The sequence below is a fragment of the Amycolatopsis sp. FU40 genome (genome assembly GCF_021903635.1).
In the GTDB taxonomy this organism is placed as follows: Bacteria; Actinomycetota; Actinomycetes; order Mycobacteriales; family Pseudonocardiaceae; genus Amycolatopsis; species Amycolatopsis dendrobii.
This window is the reverse complement of sequence record NZ_CP091381.1, coordinates 6,150,645-6,167,400: the sequence shown is the minus strand read 5'-3', so window position 1 is coordinate 6,167,400 and position 16,756 is coordinate 6,150,645. Positions and strand designations below refer to the sequence as shown.

At 68.9% G+C, this 16,756-nt stretch carries 15 protein-coding genes; 12 read left to right on the top strand and 3 right to left on the bottom strand.

Going from position 1 to position 16,756, the window contains the following annotated elements:
• The first annotated feature begins 24 nt into the window (after positions 1–24).
• The 6 genes from L3Q65_RS28855 (at position 25) to L3Q65_RS28830 (ending at position 7,714) form a co-directional block, all read left to right on the top strand.
• Complete coding sequence (locus tag L3Q65_RS28855; protein ID WP_182890039.1) at positions 25–780, top strand: SDR family NAD(P)-dependent oxidoreductase; 756 nt, start codon at positions 25–27, stop codon at positions 778–780.
• 123 nt (positions 781–903) lie between these two features.
• The gene (locus tag L3Q65_RS28850) at positions 904–2,991 is read left to right on the top strand and encodes an AfsR/SARP family transcriptional regulator (protein ID WP_182890040.1); all 2,088 of its coding nucleotides are present in this window, start codon (positions 904–906) and stop codon (positions 2,989–2,991) included.
• Positions 2,992–3,155: 164 nt separating this feature from the next.
• A complete protein-coding gene (locus L3Q65_RS28845; RefSeq protein ID WP_182890265.1) occupies positions 3,156–4,448 on the top strand; it encodes a beta-ketoacyl synthase in 1,293 nt (430 codons plus the stop codon).
• Complete coding sequence (locus tag L3Q65_RS28840) at positions 4,445–5,650, top strand: ketosynthase chain-length factor (RefSeq protein WP_182890041.1); 1,206 nt, start codon at positions 4,445–4,447, stop codon at positions 5,648–5,650. The genes L3Q65_RS28845 and L3Q65_RS28840 overlap by 4 nt, the downstream gene beginning before the upstream one ends.
• A 100-nt stretch (positions 5,651–5,750) precedes the next feature.
• Positions 5,751–6,008 carry an acyl carrier protein gene (locus L3Q65_RS28835; protein ID WP_037817205.1) on the top strand — a complete coding sequence of 86 codons (258 nt, stop codon included), beginning with the start codon at positions 5,751–5,753 and terminating at the stop codon, positions 6,006–6,008.
• Positions 6,009–6,184: 176 nt separating this feature from the next.
• Positions 6,185–7,714 carry an MFS transporter gene (locus L3Q65_RS28830; protein WP_237597167.1) on the top strand — a complete coding sequence of 510 codons (1,530 nt, stop codon included), beginning with the start codon at positions 6,185–6,187 and terminating at the stop codon, positions 7,712–7,714.
• A gap of 22 nt (positions 7,715–7,736) precedes the next feature.
• Here the strand turns inward: L3Q65_RS28830 and L3Q65_RS28825 are convergent, their stop codons facing one another.
• Positions 7,737–8,759, bottom strand: a complete 1,023-nt coding sequence (locus tag L3Q65_RS28825; protein WP_237597166.1) for an acetylserotonin O-methyltransferase — start codon at positions 8,757–8,759, stop codon at positions 7,737–7,739.
• Positions 8,760–8,925: 166 nt separating this feature from the next.
• Between L3Q65_RS28825 and L3Q65_RS28820 the strand changes: the two genes are divergently transcribed.
• The gene (locus tag L3Q65_RS28820) at positions 8,926–9,684 is read left to right on the top strand and encodes an SDR family NAD(P)-dependent oxidoreductase (protein WP_182890044.1); all 759 of its coding nucleotides are present in this window, start codon (positions 8,926–8,928) and stop codon (positions 9,682–9,684) included.
• A 434-nt stretch (positions 9,685–10,118) separates the two neighbouring features.
• On the opposite strand, the gene L3Q65_RS47690 is transcribed toward L3Q65_RS28820, so the two are convergent.
• Together L3Q65_RS47690 and L3Q65_RS28815 are read right to left on the bottom strand one after the other, a co-directional pair.
• The gene (locus L3Q65_RS47690) at positions 10,119–10,487 is read right to left on the bottom strand and encodes a nuclear transport factor 2 family protein (protein WP_370648228.1); all 369 of its coding nucleotides are present in this window, start codon (positions 10,485–10,487) and stop codon (positions 10,119–10,121) included.
• Between the two features lie 50 nt (positions 10,488–10,537).
• Complete coding sequence (locus tag L3Q65_RS28815; protein WP_220506779.1) at positions 10,538–10,999, bottom strand: nuclear transport factor 2 family protein; 462 nt, start codon at positions 10,997–10,999, stop codon at positions 10,538–10,540.
• Positions 11,000–11,158: 159 nt separating this feature from the next.
• Between L3Q65_RS28815 and L3Q65_RS28810 the strand changes: the two genes are divergently transcribed.
• From L3Q65_RS28810 to L3Q65_RS28790, 5 genes are read left to right on the top strand one after another with little or no spacing between them, the layout of a single operon-like run.
• Entirely contained in the window at positions 11,159–12,394 is a 1,236-nt protein-coding gene (locus L3Q65_RS28810; protein ID WP_237597165.1) for an FAD-dependent monooxygenase, read from the top strand.
• On the top strand, positions 12,391–13,176 hold the full coding sequence (gene fabG / locus L3Q65_RS28805) for a 3-oxoacyl-ACP reductase FabG (protein ID WP_043832838.1): 786 nt from the start codon (positions 12,391–12,393) through the stop codon (positions 13,174–13,176). Before L3Q65_RS28810 ends, fabG begins: the two co-directional genes overlap by 4 nt.
• Positions 13,177–13,189: 13 nt before the next feature.
• A complete protein-coding gene (locus L3Q65_RS28800; RefSeq protein WP_237597164.1) occupies positions 13,190–14,149 on the top strand; it encodes an aromatase/cyclase in 960 nt (319 codons plus the stop codon).
• Entirely contained in the window at positions 14,142–15,995 is a 1,854-nt protein-coding gene (locus L3Q65_RS28795) for an AMP-binding protein (protein ID WP_182890046.1), read from the top strand. Before L3Q65_RS28800 ends, L3Q65_RS28795 begins: the two co-directional genes overlap by 8 nt.
• Complete coding sequence (locus L3Q65_RS28790; RefSeq protein WP_182890047.1) at positions 15,992–16,741, top strand: SDR family oxidoreductase; 750 nt, start codon at positions 15,992–15,994, stop codon at positions 16,739–16,741. Before L3Q65_RS28795 ends, L3Q65_RS28790 begins: the two co-directional genes overlap by 4 nt.
• The last annotated feature ends 15 nt before the right edge of the window (positions 16,742–16,756 follow it).

Sequence of the window (16,756 nt, the reverse complement as noted above, 5' to 3'; positions counted from 1 at the left end):
CTGAGAGAGCACTGAGGAGCGAAGGTGGATCTGGGGCTGACCGGCAAGGTCGTGCTGGTGACCGGCGGCAGTGGCGGGATCGGGGCCGAACTCGCGCGAACGTTCGCCGCGGAGGGGGCCAAGGTCGCGGTGACCTACCGGGCCAACCGCGAAGCAGCCGAAGAGGTCGCGCGCGCCTGCGGTCCGGACCGCGGTCTCGCCGTGCGCTACGACCTGACCGAACTGGCCAGTGTGGACTCCGCGGTTGAACACGTGGAGCGGCACTGGGGTCCGGTAGACGTGCTGGTCGCGAATGCGATCAGCCCCGGCGCACTGCGCAAGCCGGGCACATTGTTCGAAGAACTACCTACGGAGGATTGCGCTTCGTTCATCAATGTGAATATCGCGCCGGTGTTCCACACGGTGGCGAAGGTGCTGCCCGGTATGCGCGAGAAGAAATGGGGACGGATCGCATTTATTTCCTCGCGCGCGGCGACCGCGGGCAAGCCGGGTCGCGAGGCTTACGGTGCGGTGAAGTCCGCATTGCACGGTTTCGCCACGAGCCTCGCCTGGGACGTCGGCCGCGACGGAGTGCTGGTCAACACCATTCTTCCTGGCCTGACCGTCACTCCCCGTGTTGCGGAACAGGTTCCGGCCGACATTCTGGAGCGCGAGCGAGCCATCACGCCCAGTGGCCGATTGAGCTGTCCGGGTGATGTCGCGCAACTGGCAGTGTTCCTGTGTTCGGCCGCCAACGGCAATACGAACGGGCAGTTCGCAGAAGTATCAGGCGGACGTTAAGTTTTTCCCGCCCGGGATCAGGAAGCCGTTTCTCTGCTAGCGTCGCTGGCGTCTCACTGGGGGAAAGCGAAGCACGCGAGGCCGCTGCCTGGCGTGCTCTTTCGGCAGGTATCTGGGGGTCGGATGCAGATCGCAATATTGGGACCGCTGGCCGTACGCGCGGACGGAGTGGGCAAGACGCCGTCCGCGCCGAAGCTCCGCACCGTGCTGGCCATGCTCGCGCTGAACGCCAACCGGGCAGTGCACTTCGAGCAGTTCGTCGAGGAGCTGTGGGAGAACAACCCTCCGGCGAGCGCGGCCACGACGTTGCAGACCTACGTCTACCAGCTGCGCAAATCGCTGCGGCTGGCCGGTTCGGCCGAGGAGGGCGCGACAGTTCTGCTGACCCGCCCGCACGGCTACGAACTGCAGGTGCCGCGGGCGGACGTGGTGGACGCGGTGCGCTATTCGGCGCTGCTCGACCAAGCCCGCGACCGGCACGACGCGGGCGATCTCGAAGCGTGCGCCGAACTGGCGAGACAGGCGCTCGCACTGTGGCGCGGGGCCGCGCTTTCCGATCTTCCGCTCGGCCCGACCCTCGCCGCGCGGGCGACTCAGCTGGAGGAAAGCCGCAAGGCGGCGCTTGACCTGCGGTTCGAGGCCGAGCTTGCGCTGGGCAGGCACCGTCGCGTCGTGGACGAACTGGCCGGAGTGGTCAAGGCGAATCCGACGCACGAGGCGTACTCGGCGAAGCTGATGGTCGCGCTCTACCGGTGCGGCCGCCGGGTCGAGGCGCTCGACGTCTACCACCGGGTGCGCAGCGATTTCATCGCACAGCTGGGCATCGAGCCGTCGGCGACGCTGCGTTCGGTGCACCAGCAGATCCTGGTGGACGATCCCGCGCTCACCCTTCCGGCCCCGCGCGGGACCGGTGTGAGTGAAGCCACAACTGGTCTAGACAACGGGCAAACCGGGCAGACGACGCAAAATGAGCGCTCTGCGGAAGTAGTCGTCCGGAGTATCGACGACAACGACACCGTGACTGAGAGCAGTGTCGTCGAGGTGGTTTCCGTCGTGCGTGCGGATGCGGAGGGTGATCTGGTCCCGCTGCGGCCCGCGGCACCGGAGGCGCTGGGGCCGAATCACCTCCCCTCCGACGTGACCGACTTCGTCGGCCGGGACGAGGAGATCCGCGAACTGGTGCGGCGGTGTTCGGCGGCGCGCACCAAGCTCACCGGCGGCAGCGCCGTCGTGGAGATCACCGGCGGGCCGGGCGCGGGCAAGACCTCGCTGCTCGTACACGTCGCGCACCGGGTCCGCGCGACGTTCCCGGACGGGCAGATCTTCGCGTCGCTGACGCCGGTGCACCGCGGCGAGGAGACGATGGCCGACGTGCTCGCCGGCTGCCTGCGCGCGTGCGGGGTTCCGCTGTCGCCCGCGCCGTCGATGTCCGAACTGGTGAACGTCTACCGCGACTACACCGCCACCCGGCGGCTGCTGGTCGTCGTGGACGACGCGTCCCGCTCCGCTGAGGTGGATCTGTTGCGCCCCAGCGGTTCTGGCAGTCTGCTGCTGGTCGCGAGCAGGCGGCGGCTGTACCTGCGCGGCGTGGTCGCGCCGGTGAACCTGCCGCCGCTGACGGTCAACGAATCGCTGGAGCTGCTCGGCCAGTTCATCGGGCGGCGGCGGATGCTGGAGGACCTCGACTGCGCCAGCGCACTGGTGCGGATGTGCGGCCGGTTGCCGCTGGCCGTCGCCGCGGTCGGCGGGTATCTGGCTTACCGGCCGACCTGGTCGCTGCGCCGGATGCACGACCGGTTGTCCCGCGATCCCGGTGCGGTGCTTCGGTTGCCGTGCGGGGAAGGCACGGTCGACGCGAGTGTCCGGGCGAGCTACCGGACGCTGTGCGGACCGGCGCAGGAGGCGTTCCGGCGATTGGCGAGTGTCGACGAGTTCACCGTGCCGGATGCGGTCAAGCTCCTTGGCAGCCCTGGAGAACTGGTGCGCGAAGTGCTCGAGGACCTCGAATCCGCCGGGCTGGCCGAGGAAATCGGCGAACGCGGCGGTTCGGGGCCGCACCGGTACCGCGACGCGGAGTCCAATGTAGACGTTCTGCGCCCGGCGACCTCGGACGCGGTCTACTGCGTTCCCCGGCTTCCGTCTTTCGCGGGCCGCCTGCTGGCAAGGGAAGCCGAGCCCGCGGCGCGCGAAGCCGCGGTCGCCACCGGCTGAGAACGAGGCGGGGTCGAATCCGGCTGGAGCGCGTTCGACCCCGCTTCGATCCGTCTTGGACACCCCGGGCCCAGACTCGACATCAGCGACGTCGGGCGCTCGGAGCGCGAAGGGCAGGTGCAGACGGAGTGAGTACGAGTGCGGGGCACCCCGGGGCAGCGGGAGTGCCGGCGCGGCACGGCAGCGGAGGTCCGCGGCGAGCGGTCATCACCGGGATAGGTGTTGTCGCGCCGGGGAAACCGGGGCGCGAACCGTTCTGGGACATGGTGTCGGGCGGACGGACCGCGACCCGGCCGGTGTCCTTTTTCGACGCCTCCCAGTTCCGCTCGCGAATAGCAGCCGAATGCGATTTCGATCCGGAGGCGGCCGGACTCGGTCCGCAGCAGGTGCGGCGGATGGACCGGGTGGCCCAGTTCGCGGTGGTGTGCACGCGGGAGGCGCTGGCCGACGCGGGGCTCGCACCGTCCGATGTGGACCCGTACCGGACCGGGGTTTCGATCGGCAGCGCGGTCGGGGCCACGATGAGCCTCGAACGCGAGTACGTCGTGGTGAGCGACGGCGGCAAGAAGTGGGAGGTCGACGCGGACTACGCGGTGCCGCATCTGTTCGACCAGTTCGTGCCGAGTTCGATGGCCAAGGAAGTGGCCTGGGAAGCGGGCGCGGAAGGGTCGGTGCAGGTCATCTCCACCGGGTGCACGTCCGGATTGGACTCGGTGGGCCACGCGCGGGACCTGATCGCCGAGGGCAGCGCGGACGTCGTCCTCGCGGGCGGTTCGGACGCGCCGATCTCGCCGATCACCGTGGCGTGCTTCGACGCGATCAAGGCGACCTCGCCGCGCAACGACGAAGCGGCGACGGCGTCGCGCCCGTTCGACAACACCCGCAACGGGTTCGTGCTCGGCGAGGGCGCGGCGGTGTTCGTGGTGGAGGAACTGGGCCGGGCGCTCGCCCGAGGGGCCCGGATCTACGGCGAGATCGCCGGATTCGCCACGCGGTGCAACGCCTACCACATGACCGGCCTGCGCGCGGACGGCGTGGAAATGACCGAGGCGATCCGGCAGGCGATGGGCCAGGCGCGGGTGACGCCGGAAGCGATCGGCTACGTCAACGCGCACGGCTCGGGCACGAAGCAGAACGACCGGCACGAGACGCAGGCGTTCAAGAATTCGCTGGGAGAACACGCTTATCGCGTCCCGGTGAGCTCGATCAAGTCGATGGTCGGGCATTCGCTCGGCGCGATCGGCTCGATCGAGATCGCCGCCAGCCTGCTCGCGATGCGCGACGGGCTGCTGCCGCCGACGGCCAACCTCAACGAACCCGACCCGGAGCTCGACTTGGACTACATTCCTTTGGTGGCACGAGAAGCCGCGGTGGACACGGTGCTGACGGTCGGCAGCGGGTTCGGCGGTTTCCAGAGCGCCATGGTGCTCACGAGCAACGTCGGCGGTCCGGCATGAACGCGGTGATCACCGGCCTCGGCGTGCTCGCGCCGACCGGAAGCGGGGTCAAGCAGTTCTGGGAAGCCACCCTCGAAGGGGCCAGCGGGATCGGCCCGGTGACCCGGTTCGACGCTTCGGGCTATCCCAGCACGCTCGCCGGCGAGGTAGCCGGGTTCAGCGCGAAGGGCATCCTGCCCAGCCGGTTGCTGCCGCAGACCGACCATTCCACCCGAATGTCGCTCGTGGGCGCGGAATGGGCGCTGGCCGACGCCGGGGTCGACCCGGAGGCGCACGACGGATTCGATCTCGCGGTGATCACCGCCAGTTCGGCGGGCGGCTACGAGTTCGGGCAGCGCGAACTGCAGAACATGTGGAGCAAGGGCGGCAAGTACGTCAGCGCGTACCAGTCGTTCGCGTGGTTCTACGCGGTCAACACCGGGCAGATCTCCATCCGGCACGGCATGCGCGGTCCGGGCGCGGTGGTGGTGTCCGAACAAGCAGGCGGGCTGGACGCGATCGGAAAGGCCCGGCGCGCGGTGCGTTCCGGGACCGCGGTCGCGTTGACCGGCGGCATCGACAGCGCGCTGTGCCCGTGGGGCTGGGCGGCGATGCTCACGTCCGGACGGCTCAGCAGGAGCAGCGAACCGGCGTCGGCCTATCTGCCGTTCGACCAGTCCGCCGCCGGGTACGTTCCCGGCGAGGGCGGTGCGGTGCTCGTGCTGGAACCGGCGGACTCGTCGCGGGACCGGCAGCCGCCGTACGCCGAGATCGCCGGGTACGCGTCCACTTTCGACCCGAAACCGGGCAGCGGCCGTCCGCCGGGACTGCGGCGCGCGATCGAACTCGCCCTGACGGACGCGGGTATTTCCGCCGCCGAGGTCGACGTCGTTTTCGCCGACGCGGCCGGGGATCCGAAGCTCGACCGCGAAGAAGCCGAAGCGATCAGCGCGGTGTTCGGCGAACGCGGTGTCCCGGTCACCGCGCCCAAGTCCGGAGTGGGCCGATTGGCCGCGGGCGGGGCCGCGCTGGACGTCGCGTGTGCGGCGCTGGCGATCCGGCACGGCGTGCTGCCGCCGACGCCGAACGTCTCGGATCCGGTGCCGGAGCACGGGATCGACCTGGTCACCGGTGCCGCGCGGGAAACGCCGGTGCGCGCCGCGGTCGTCCTCGCCCGCGGCATCGGCGGGCACAATGCCGCGCTGGTGTTGCGCGGAGCGTGAGGAAAGAGTTTTCAAGATCACCCGAACGGCCGAACCGCAAAGCCTTGTCCAGCAAGAAGAACCCACTGACAGCCGCTTTCGCGCGGCAGGAGGAGCGATCATGCGCGAGCTGACCTACGAAGATCTGATGGAGATCATCCGCCGCTGCGCCGGAGAGAGCGACGAAATGGCACAAACCACCGACGCGCGCGACATTCCGTTCGCCGAATTGGGCTATGACTCGCTCGCGCTAATGGAGACCGCGAGTATGCTCCAGCGCGACTACGGAGTCGAGCTGCCGGACGAAACGGTGGTCGACATCGACACGCCGCGCGCTCTGGTCGAACTGGTGAACAGCAGGCTCGGTTCCGCGGTGTAAGTGCCTGTTGGCGAGGGGGTCTGTTGTTCGGTATCGCGCCTGGTCAGGTGTCGTGAGTGGCTGTGCCGGCCAGAACCGGCACAGCGGCTCGCGATCGTCTGCCCGCGCGACATCGTCCAACGGCAAGTTCGCCGACAGCTAAGGGGAATTCCGCCAAGCCTTCCGAAGGAGGACAGGTGTCCGAGCCTGCCCTGAACCCGCGCCGCTGGGCGATCCTCGCGGTGCTGCTGACGTCCTTTTTGCTCACCGTGCTGGACGCGACGATCGTGACGATCGCCTTCCGCGCGCTCGCCGATCCGGTCGACGGGCTCGGCGCGTCCGCGGACCAGCTGCAGTGGGTGGTCAACGGGTTCACGCTCGTGTACGCCGGTTTGCTGCTGGCGTGGGGCGTGCTGGGGGACCGGCTCGGGCACCGGAAGGTGCTCCTGATCGGGCTCGTGGTGTTCGGCGTTTCCAGCGTGCTGGCGGCGTTCGCGCACTCGCCCGGCGAACTGGTGCTGTGGCGCGTCGTGATGGGCGCGGGCGGCGCGGCGATCCCGCCGACCACGCTCGCGACCATCTCGCACGTGTTCGGCGACAAGGAACGCCCGCGCGCCATCGGGTATTGGGTGTCCGCCGCCGGCATCGCGGCCGTGGTGGCCCCGGTGCTCGGCGGCTTCCTCATCCAGTTCGCTTGGTGGGGCTCGATTTTCCTGGTGAACGGCCCGATCGTGCTCGCCGCGATCGTGCTGACCGTGCTGATGGTCCCGGAGTCCACTTCGACCGCGCGCAAGCTCGACGTGCCCGGCGTGGTGCTGTCGGTCGCGTGGAGCACCGCGCTCGTCTACGGCATCATCCAGGCGGGCAACCTGGCCACGATCGCCGATCCGCGGGTGTATGTCCCGCTGGTGCTCGGCGTAGTGCTGCTGGTCGTGTTCATCCTGGTGGAACTGCGGTCCGCGGCGCCCGCGCTGGATCTGCGGCTGGTGTCGGACCGCCGGGTCGCCGGCGCGACCAGTGCGGTGACGCTCGCGTTCTTCGTGAACTTCGGCGTGCCGTTCTTCCTGATCTTCTACCTGCAGAGCGTGCTCGGCGTGAGCCCGCTGATGACCGGGTTGGCGATTCTCCCGCTGGCGCTGGCCCTGGCAGTGTTCTCGCCGCGCTCGGCGGCGCTGTCGGCGAAGTTCGGGCCCAAGAACGTGCTCGTCGGCGGCTTGTCGCTGCTGGCCGTGGGCGTGGCGATTTTCGCGCTGCTGGACCAGAACAGTCCGTTGTGGCCGGTGTTCGTCGCCGACTTCCTGGTCGGTTTGGCGATGGCCAACGTGATGCCGCCCGCGACCACCACGATCATGTCCGCGGTGCCGCGTGAGCGCGCGGGCGTCGGGTCGGCGCTGACGAACATGGGCCGCAGCATCGGCGGCGCGATCGGCATCGCGGTGCTGGGTTCGCTGCTGACTGTCGTGTACCGCAACGGGGTCGAGCCCGCGCTGTCGGTGCTGCCGTCTCAATCGCGCGCCGCGGCGGGAGATTCGATCGAAGCGACGAAGGCCGCCGCGGCGGGTCTGGGCGGCACCCAGGGTGCTGACCTGTTCGCCGCGGGCGCGGACGCGTTCTCGGTCGCGATGCGCGCGACGGCTCTCGCTGCTGCCGGTGCCGCGGTGCTGGCGGCGATCGTGGTTCTCGTGGTGGTGCCGGCCCGGGAACGGCGGGCGGCTGAGGTGTCCTGACGCGTTCCCGGGCCTGGAGCGCTTAGCTTCGGCGGGTGGCGGAGATCAGCGAGAACTCCTGCGGCAGCGGAGTGATCGCGTCCAGCGCGAACCCGGCTTCCTCGAGCAGCCGGGTCACTTCCGCGCTGGAACGGATCCCGCCCCCGCCGAAGAGCACGTACATCAGGGTGTCGTGGGACAGCAGCAGCGCGTTGTCGACCCCCGGCCCGGACACTCGCTCCACCAGCAACAACCGCGCCCCCGGAGCGGCCGCCGCCGCGCAGTTCGCCAGGATCCGCGCACAGTCCTCGTCCGGCCAGTTCACCAGCACTCGAGCGAGCAGGTAGATGTCGCCGCCCTCGGGAACGGACTCCAGGAAGTCCCCGGACGCCACCGCGCAGCGTTCGGTGAGGCCAGCGTCCGCGATGGCCTTTTTCGCGGCCTCAGCGGACTGTTCGGCGTCGTAGACCGTGCCGTGGAGTTGTTCGTGCGCGGCGAGCAGCCGGACCGCCAGTTCGCCGCTGCCGCCGCCGACGTCGACAAATCGCTCGTGCGCACCGAAGTCGTAGGCGCCGGGCAGCGCGTCGAACAACGCCGTGTTGCCCGCCATCGCGCGGTCGAAAAGTTTTCCGCGTTCGGGGTTTGCGGAGAGGTACTCGAAGAAGCTAGACTGAAATGCGCCTTCAAAAGCATTTTGTCCGGTTCGCACGGCGGAGGCGATGTCAGTCCAGGCGCGATGAAATTCGGAGCCCGCGATGAGCGTGTACGGCCGCAGGGAGTCTTCCCGGTCGCTGCGCAGCAGCTCGCCGAGTCCGGCGAGGGAGAACGAGCCGTTCTCCTCGCGGAACACGCCCAGTGCGGTGAGGTACCGCAGGAATCGTTGGGTGGCAACGGGATCGGTGCCTGATTCGGCGGCAACCTGAGCGGCCGTGCGGGGCCCGTCGGCCAGCCGGTCGGGCCAGCCGAGTTCGGCGGCCGTGTAGACGGCGCGGGCTTTCCAATCGCCGATGATGAGATTCATCAGCTCGAGCTGCGGTGTTTTCGCGCGCGCGGGATCGTCGGACATCCGGGTTGTCTCCTCAGCCGTTTCGGGTAGTCGTCCGATGCTCGCCGCCGCCGTTCAAAAGGTTCTCGAAGATCTCTGAAGGCGGTGTCGCGGCAACGGTTTCAGCCGATAGATTGGCAGAAACGGCATCCGGAGAGGCCGGAAGCCCGAAACCGAGGAGCAGCGGGTGGAAGACCAGGTACGCCGCGTCGCGGTGGTGACCGGTGCGGCACGCGGAATCGGCCGCGGCATCGCGGAACGGCTGGCCGCACGAGGCGACCGGGTGGTGATCAACTACCTGACGTCCAAAGAGGCCGCGGAAGAGGCGGTAGCAGCGATCACCGCGGCCGGCGGCGAAGCAATCGCAGCAGGAGCGGACGTCCGCAACGAGGAGGGCGCGCAAGCGCTGGTGGCCGCGACCGTCGAGGCATACGGCCGCGTAGACGCACTCGTCTGCAACGCGAACGTCGGATTGGCCCAGGGCTCGGTCGCGGAAATCCCCTGGGAAACGTTCTCCGCGAAGGTGAACGACGAGCTGGCGGCTGCCTTCCACCCCACCCGCGCGGTGTGGCAGCTGATGAAGGACCAGGGCTACGGCCGCATCGTCTACCTGGCCGCGGAAGCGAGCAAGGGCCCAGTGGGCGCAGACGTGGTCGCACACGCGGCAGCGAAGTCGGCCCTGATCTCCTACGCGAAGTTCACCGCCCGCGAAGGCGCACCCAACGGCGTCGTGGCGAACGTGGTCTCCCCAGGCCTGACCCGCACCGACGCCTTGGGCGAGGCCCCACCGGACTGGTTCTCCGCCTTCGAAAAGCGAATCCCCGCAGGCCGCGCAGCGGAACCGGAAGACGTAGCCGCGATGGTCGCCTTCTTCACCAGCAAAGAAGCAGGCTACATCGCAGGCACGGTAGTTTCGGTCAACGGCGGCTCAGACATGACCCGCTAGCTCCCACTGTCGAGAAGTCCGTGAGTGGAACCCACCCGGACTCTGATTCCCTCAGGGTTCCCCTCACGACACCCCTGCTCGCCGCCTCCGGCGCGCCCCAATGTGGCATTGGATGCGTCAGACGCACCCAATGTGGCGTTCGGTGCGTCGCATGCACCCAATGCCACATTGGGGCGCTAACCCGGCGACCGCAAGCCCGGCGCATCCACTGCTCAGGTCGTGCGCCCCCGCTCCGCAACCAGTACGCGCAGCCGCGCCGGGCGCTCATTCAGCTAAGGCGCCCACACCCCGATACGAAGCCAAAAACACGCGCGGAGAGGCTTGTCAAAGGCATCTTTCCAGCCTCGACAAGCCTCTCCGCGCGTAGTCGCACTCAAGCTTCGGGGTGCCCCAACGCAACCCTCTTCCCTTTTTTCGGCCGCGGGCCGGTCAGCTCACCGAATATCGTCCCGAGACACAGTCCGATACTTAACCTGCCAAGTGTCGCCAACCCGCACCAGCTGATCCTCACACAACGTACTGCAGTGAATTCGAGGCTCCCCACCCTTACGCGTAGCAATAATCAACGCATAACACCGAGTAGACAATTCATCCGCAGTAGCCCCAGGGGAAACAGTCAACATCCCCAACCAATGCCGCCGCAACTCATGCACCTCAGCCAACTGCCGATGCGTAGCCGCCGAAGCCGCCGCAATCGCAGCCCGCCCCTTAACCGGCGCCGGCGCGGCATTAGCCGCGAAAACCCCGTCCTCAGTGAACGTCTCCGCCCACTCGTCAGTCCGAGCCTGGTCAAGCAACTGCATCTGCCACGCGTAGTACTGCTGAATCTCCTGATACAACTCGCCCGACACAGTCACGCTTGCTCCTCCGCTCCAGAACCCTGAATATCGTCATGAGTCACCACACGCCGGGCGACCTGCCACCCGTCGTCGCCGCGAACCAACGTGTCCCGGCAAAACGTGCTACGCCACAACCGGGCCTCGCCCCCAGCGGGAATCTCGGCGACCATCGCGTACAACTGCGTCCGCACCTGATCCGCACTGTCCTCTGTGACCACCAGCATCCCAGTCCAATGCCGATGCTGAACCCCTCGCGAAACAACGTCGGCGGCTAGCTTCCGAGCCACCTTCAAAATCAGCTCCCGCCCGGTAGCCGGCGCCGGGTTGGCGTTGTTCGCGATAGTGGCGTCCGCGGTGAACGTCTCCGCCCACGGTTCCACTTCGCCGTCGTCCATCAGCTGCATCTGCTTGGCGTAAAAGGCCTGCACCTGGTGGTACAGCTCCATTCCCACCCGCGGGTGCGCGGTTGTCGCCACCGTTTCCTCCTCGTCGGCCGCGTGTCGTCCGACAGTCGCGCGGCCGGCTCAAAGTCCCCTCGTGGACCACTCGCGCGGGACGGCCGACTGTGCGTCGAGCCGTTTTGGACCGGTCCGCTGGAGGGTGTGCCGAGGCGGTGCGACGGCGGGAGGGATCGAGTGCGCGAGATCGAAGCGGACGTGTGCGTGTCCGGCGGCGGACCGGCGGGTCTGGTGCTGGCGCTGCTGCTCGCCCGGTCCGGAGTGGACGTCGTCGTCGCGGAGCGGAGCGCGTCACTGGACCGTGAGTACCGCGGCGAGATCATCCAGCCCGGTGCGCTGCGCACGCTTGACCAGCTCGGCGTGCTCGACGGCATCGGCGGGTACCCGATGCGGCATTTCCAGCTGGTGCAAGGGGAACGCACGCTGCTGGACATCGACTACTCGACGCTTCCCGCGCCGTACGACCATTTGCTCAGCCTGCCGCAGCGGCTGCTGCTGGAGCGCCTGCTCGACGAATGCAAAGCGACACCGGGCTTCCGGCTGCTCAGCGGCTGCTCGACCCGGGCGCTGCTGGAGGAGGACGGCGCGGTGACCGGGATCCGCTGCGGTTCCGGCGACGGCGAGACGCAGGTGCGCGCCCGCTGGGTGGTCGCCGCGGACGGCCGGTACTCGAAGACTCGTTCGCTCGCCGGGATCGGCTACGACAAGTTCGAGAAGTTCGAGCACGACGTCGTGTGGTTCAAGCTGATCGCCCCGGAGCGGCGCACCAACGCGGTCCGCATCCACCGCACCGCCGCCGATCCGGTGCTGGTGCACGATTCCTACCCGGACCGCGTCCAGATCGGCTGGACGCTGGCGAAGGGCAGCTACAAAACGGTGGCCGCCAAGGGCATCGAGCACATCCGGGCACAGCTGATCGCCGCGGTCCCGCAGCACGCCGACCTGATTCGCGAGCAAGTGACCGCGTTGTCCGAACTGTCGCCGCTGGACGTGTTTTCCGGCCGTGCGCGGGAATGGGTCCGGCCGGGGCTCGTGCTCATCGGCGACGCGGCGCACACGCACAGCCCGATCGGCGCGCAGGGCATCAACCTGGCCATCGCGGACGCCGTCGCGCTGCACCCCGAGCTGGTCGCGGCCGTAGCCGCGAAAGACAACAGGCCCGCCGCGCTCGCCGGCTTCGAGGCCGAGCGACGCGCCGCGGTGGACACCGTGTTCACGCTCCAGTCGAGGCAGAACAAGGGAATGCTGTCCTCCGGCCGGGTCGTGGACGCCGTGCGGCCGGTGCTCGCGAAGCTGCTGCCGCACACCCCGATCTTCCGCAAGATCCTCAATCTCGTCGCGTTCGGAGCTCGCCCGCGCGACGTGCGCGCGGACCTGTTCCGCGCGCCGAGCAACCCAGGAGGGACACGATGACCGAACAGAGCCGGGGCGTAGCGCTGGTCACCGGCGGCACCAGCGGGATCGGGCTCGCGGTGACCCGATCGCTGGCGCAGCAGGGCTACCAGGTGTACTTCTGCGCCCGCACCCAGGGATCCGTCGACGACACGGTGCGGGACCTGCGCGCCGAGGGCTTGGACGTGGACGGCAGCACCTGCGACGTCCGGGAGAAGGACGACATCCAGGCGCTGGTCGCGGCCGCGGTCGACCGGTACGGCCCGATCGACGTCCTGGTCAACAACGCGGGCCGCAGCGGCGGCGGGCAGACCGCGGAGATCCCGGACGAGCTGTGGTTCGACGTGATCAACACGAACCTCAACAGCGTGTTCCTGATGACCCGCGAGGTGCTCACCAAGGGCGGCATGCTGGCCAAGGACAAGGGCCGGGTCATCAACATCGCGTCCACCGCGGGCAAACAGGGCGTGGTGCTCGGCGCGCCGTACTCGGCGTCCAAGCACGGTGTCGTCGGCTTCACCAAGGCACTCGGATTCGAGCTCGGCAAGACCGGCGTGACGGTCAACGCGGTGTGCCCCGGTTACGTGGAAACCCCGATGGCGCAGGCGATCCGCGGCCGGTACGCGGCGGCCTGGAACACCACCGAGGAAGCCGTGCTGGAGAAGTTCACCGCGAAGATCCCGCTCGGCCGGTACTCCACTCCGGAGGAGGTGGCGGGCCTCGTCGGCTACCTCGTCACCGACACCGCGGCGTCCATGACCGGGCAGGCGATCAACGTCTGCGGCGGGCTTGGCAACTACTGAGAGGACCGAGCACGTGGCTGCACCACTCCGGATCTACGAGACCGAACACAAGATCGACGTCGCCGCGCCCGCCTCGGCCGTGTACGCGCTGCTGGCCGACGTGACCCGCTGGCCGGTCTACTTCGGACCGACGGTTCACGCGCGCCAGCTCGAACGCGACGGCACCACCGAGCGCATCCGGTTGTGGGCCACCGCGAACGACGAGCCCAAGACCTGGACCTCGCGCCGGGACCTCGACGAGGACGGCCTGCGCATCGACTTCCGCCAGGAGGTCTCGCAGCATCCGGTCGCGTCGATGACCGGGGCGTGGAACATCCAGCCCGGCGGCCCGGACTCGTGCACCGTCGTCCTGGAACACGCGTTCAGCGCGGTGCGCGACCTGCCGGAGAACGTCGAGTGGGTGAGCAAGGCGGTCGACCGCAACAGCGAGCACGAACTGGAGAACCTCCGCGGCATCGCGGAAGGCCTCGCCGAGACCGAAGAACTCACCACGGTGTTCGCCGACAGCGTCGACATCAATGGGGACGCGGCGGTGGTTTACGAGTTCCTCTACCGGTCGGACCTGTGGCCGGAACGGCTGCCGCACGTCCAGCGGCTCGACCTGACTGAGGAAACCCCGGGTCTGCAGGTCATGGAGATGGACACCAAGACCGCGACCGGCGCCGTGCACACCACGAAGTCGGTGCGCGTGTGCTTCGACGACGAGCACGCCATCGCGTACAAGCAGCAGGTGCTGCCCGCGCTCCTGACCGTCCACAACGGACTGTGGACGATCGTGCCGCAGCCGGGCGGCGGGGTGCGGGCGACGTCCGAGCACACCGTGGTGATCAAGCGCGACGCGGTGGAGAAGATCCTCGGCGAAGGCAAGACCGTCGAGGACGCGAAGGCGTTCGTGCGCAATGCGCTGGGCACCAACAGCACCGCGACGCTGAACCTCGCCAAGGCTTGGGCGGAGGAACGGGCCGATGGCTGACGGTGTCCTCCCGGTCGCGTCGCTGCTCGACACACCGCTGCTGCCGGACGCGTTGCGCATCCTCGCGGAGAACAGCCCGAACCAGGTCGCGGTACGGCTCGGCGAGGCGGTCCTGACGTTCGCCGAACTCGACCGTGCCGCATCCGGGTTCGCTGCGGCGCTGGCGGATCGGATCGGGTCGGCTGGTTCGGTCGTCGCGATGTCGTCGGTGCTGCACCCGGAATTCGCGATCGCCTACTACGGCACTTTGCGCAGCGGAAACGTCGTGCTGCCGTTGAGCCCGCTGCTGCGGGAAGGCGACCTCGGCCGGGTGCTGACCGAGTCTTCGGCCGCGGCCGCGGTGCTGAACGATTCGATGACCGCGGCGGTCGCTCGGGCCTCCGCGACGCCGGAACACCTGCTGTGCTTCGGGAACCCGGACCGGGCTGCCTCGGTTGCCGCATTGGCGGCGGGCCCGGCCGGCGAGCCGGTGGAGCTGGAGCCGGACGCCGTCGCGTGCATCCACTTCACCAGCGGCACGACCGGACAGTCGAAGGGCGTGCGGCTCACCCACCGCAACATCGCGGTCAACGCGGTGCAGGTCGCCGAGGCGCACGGGGTGACCGGAACGTCGGTGACGTTCAACCACCTGCCCAGCTACCACCCGATGCACCTGAACTCCGGGCTGATCGCCGGAGCCACCCAGGTGCTCTGCCTGGCGCCGGACCCGGTGGCCACGATCGCTCTCGCGGCGGGCGTGACGCACTACTACTCGATGCCGTTCCGCCTGGCCCGGCTCGCCACCGACCCGCGGCTGGCGGACCTGAAGCTGCCCGGCTGCGAGGTCATCCTGTCCGGTGGCTCGGCGTTGTCCCCGGTGCACGCGGAAATCCTCCGCGCGCAGTTCGGCATCCCGGTCGTGCAGGGTTACGGCCTCGCCGAAACCGCACCGCTGGTCCTCTCCGACGGTCCGGCGGCGCCGCGTCCGGGCTCGGTCGGCCAGGTCGTGCGCGACACCGAGGTGCGCGTCGTCGATCTGTCGACCCGGGAGCCGCTTCCGGTCGGCGAACGCGGCGAGGTCGAGGTGCGCGGCCCGCAGGTGATGCGCGGCTATCTCGGCCGCCCGGACGGCGACGGCATCGGCGCGGAGGGCTGGCTGCCGACCGGCGACGTCGGCTGCCTGGACGAGGACGGGTACCTGTTCCTGGCCGACCGCATCAAGGACGTCTTCAAACGCGACAACTGGCTGATCTCGCCCACCGAGATCGAGGCCGAGCTGCTGCGTCACCCCGGCGTGGCCGACTGCGCGGTGGTCGATCAGCCGGACGAGTTCGCCGGCGCGGTGGCGGCCGCGCTGATCGTCCCGGCGGGCGACGAATGGGTTCCGCGTGCGGGCGAGATCGCCGCGGAGATCAACGCCGCCCAGCCGTACTACAAGCACATCGAGCACGTCGAGCTGACCAGGGCGATCCCGCGTTCGCCCAACGGCAAGCTCGTCCGCCGCGAGCTGCGCGAGGCGCTGTCCTCCGTGCGCGGCGCCCAGAATCCCGGAACCGCACTGCTAGGAGCCGATACCGTGGTCACGTTCATCAGCAAGTTCACCGTCAAGGGCGAGCCGGAAGAGTTCGAGAAGGTCTTCACCGAGCACGCGCAGTACATGGCCGAGCAGCCCGGGTTCGTCGCCTACCAGATGGTGCGGTCGCTGCGTGATCCCAAGGTGTACCTGAACATCGGCCAGTGGGTCGACGCGAACGCGCACAAGGCCGTCGTGACCAGCCCCGAGTTCCAGGCACACGTGAAGAAGTTCGTCGAGCTGGTCGACGTCGAGGCGGACCTGTACTCGACGGTCTCCGAGGCGTCGGCGTGAGCGATCTCGGCCTGGCCGGCCGCAGCGTCCTGGTGGTCGGCGCCACCAAGGGGCTGGGGCTGGCCATCGCCCGGAAGTTCTGCGAGAGCGGCGCGTACGTGCTGCTCGACTACGCGCACGACGACGAAGCCGCCAAAGCCGCCCTCGCGAGCCTGGAGGGACTGCCCGGTTCGGCGTCCCTGATCCGCGCCGATCCGTCCACTGAGGACGGTGCCGCGCAGCTGGCCGCCGCTGTTTCGGCGGCCGGCCGGGGCCTGGACGTCTTGGTGCACAACGCCGCGTCGTGGCATCCGATGCCCGCTGCCGGAGCGTCGGTCGCCGACCTGCACACCGACGTGGCCGCCGCACTGGATCCGTTGCTGCGCTTGGTTCCCGCGCTTCTCGAACACTTGAAGCCGGGCAGCCGGGTGCTCGCCGTTTCCAGCTCTGGTGCGCAGCGCGTCATCCCGCGCTATGTCGCGCTCGGCGTCGCGAAGGCCGCGCTCGAATCGCTGGTGCGCTACCTGGCGGTTGAGCTGGCCCCGCGCGGGATCACGGTCAACGCCGTCACGACCGCGAAGCTGGACAAGGGCGACGAGACCACCCAGCCCGAGATGGTGCAGGTGCTGGCGGCCCGCACCCCCGCCGGCCGGCTGAGCACGCCCGCCGACGTCGCCGATGTCGTCGCGCTGCTGAGCGCACCCGAAGCCGGCTGGATCCACGGCCAGGTGATCACCGCGGACGGCGGCCTCGGCCTGCGTTCTTGACTGAGAAGGAGAACT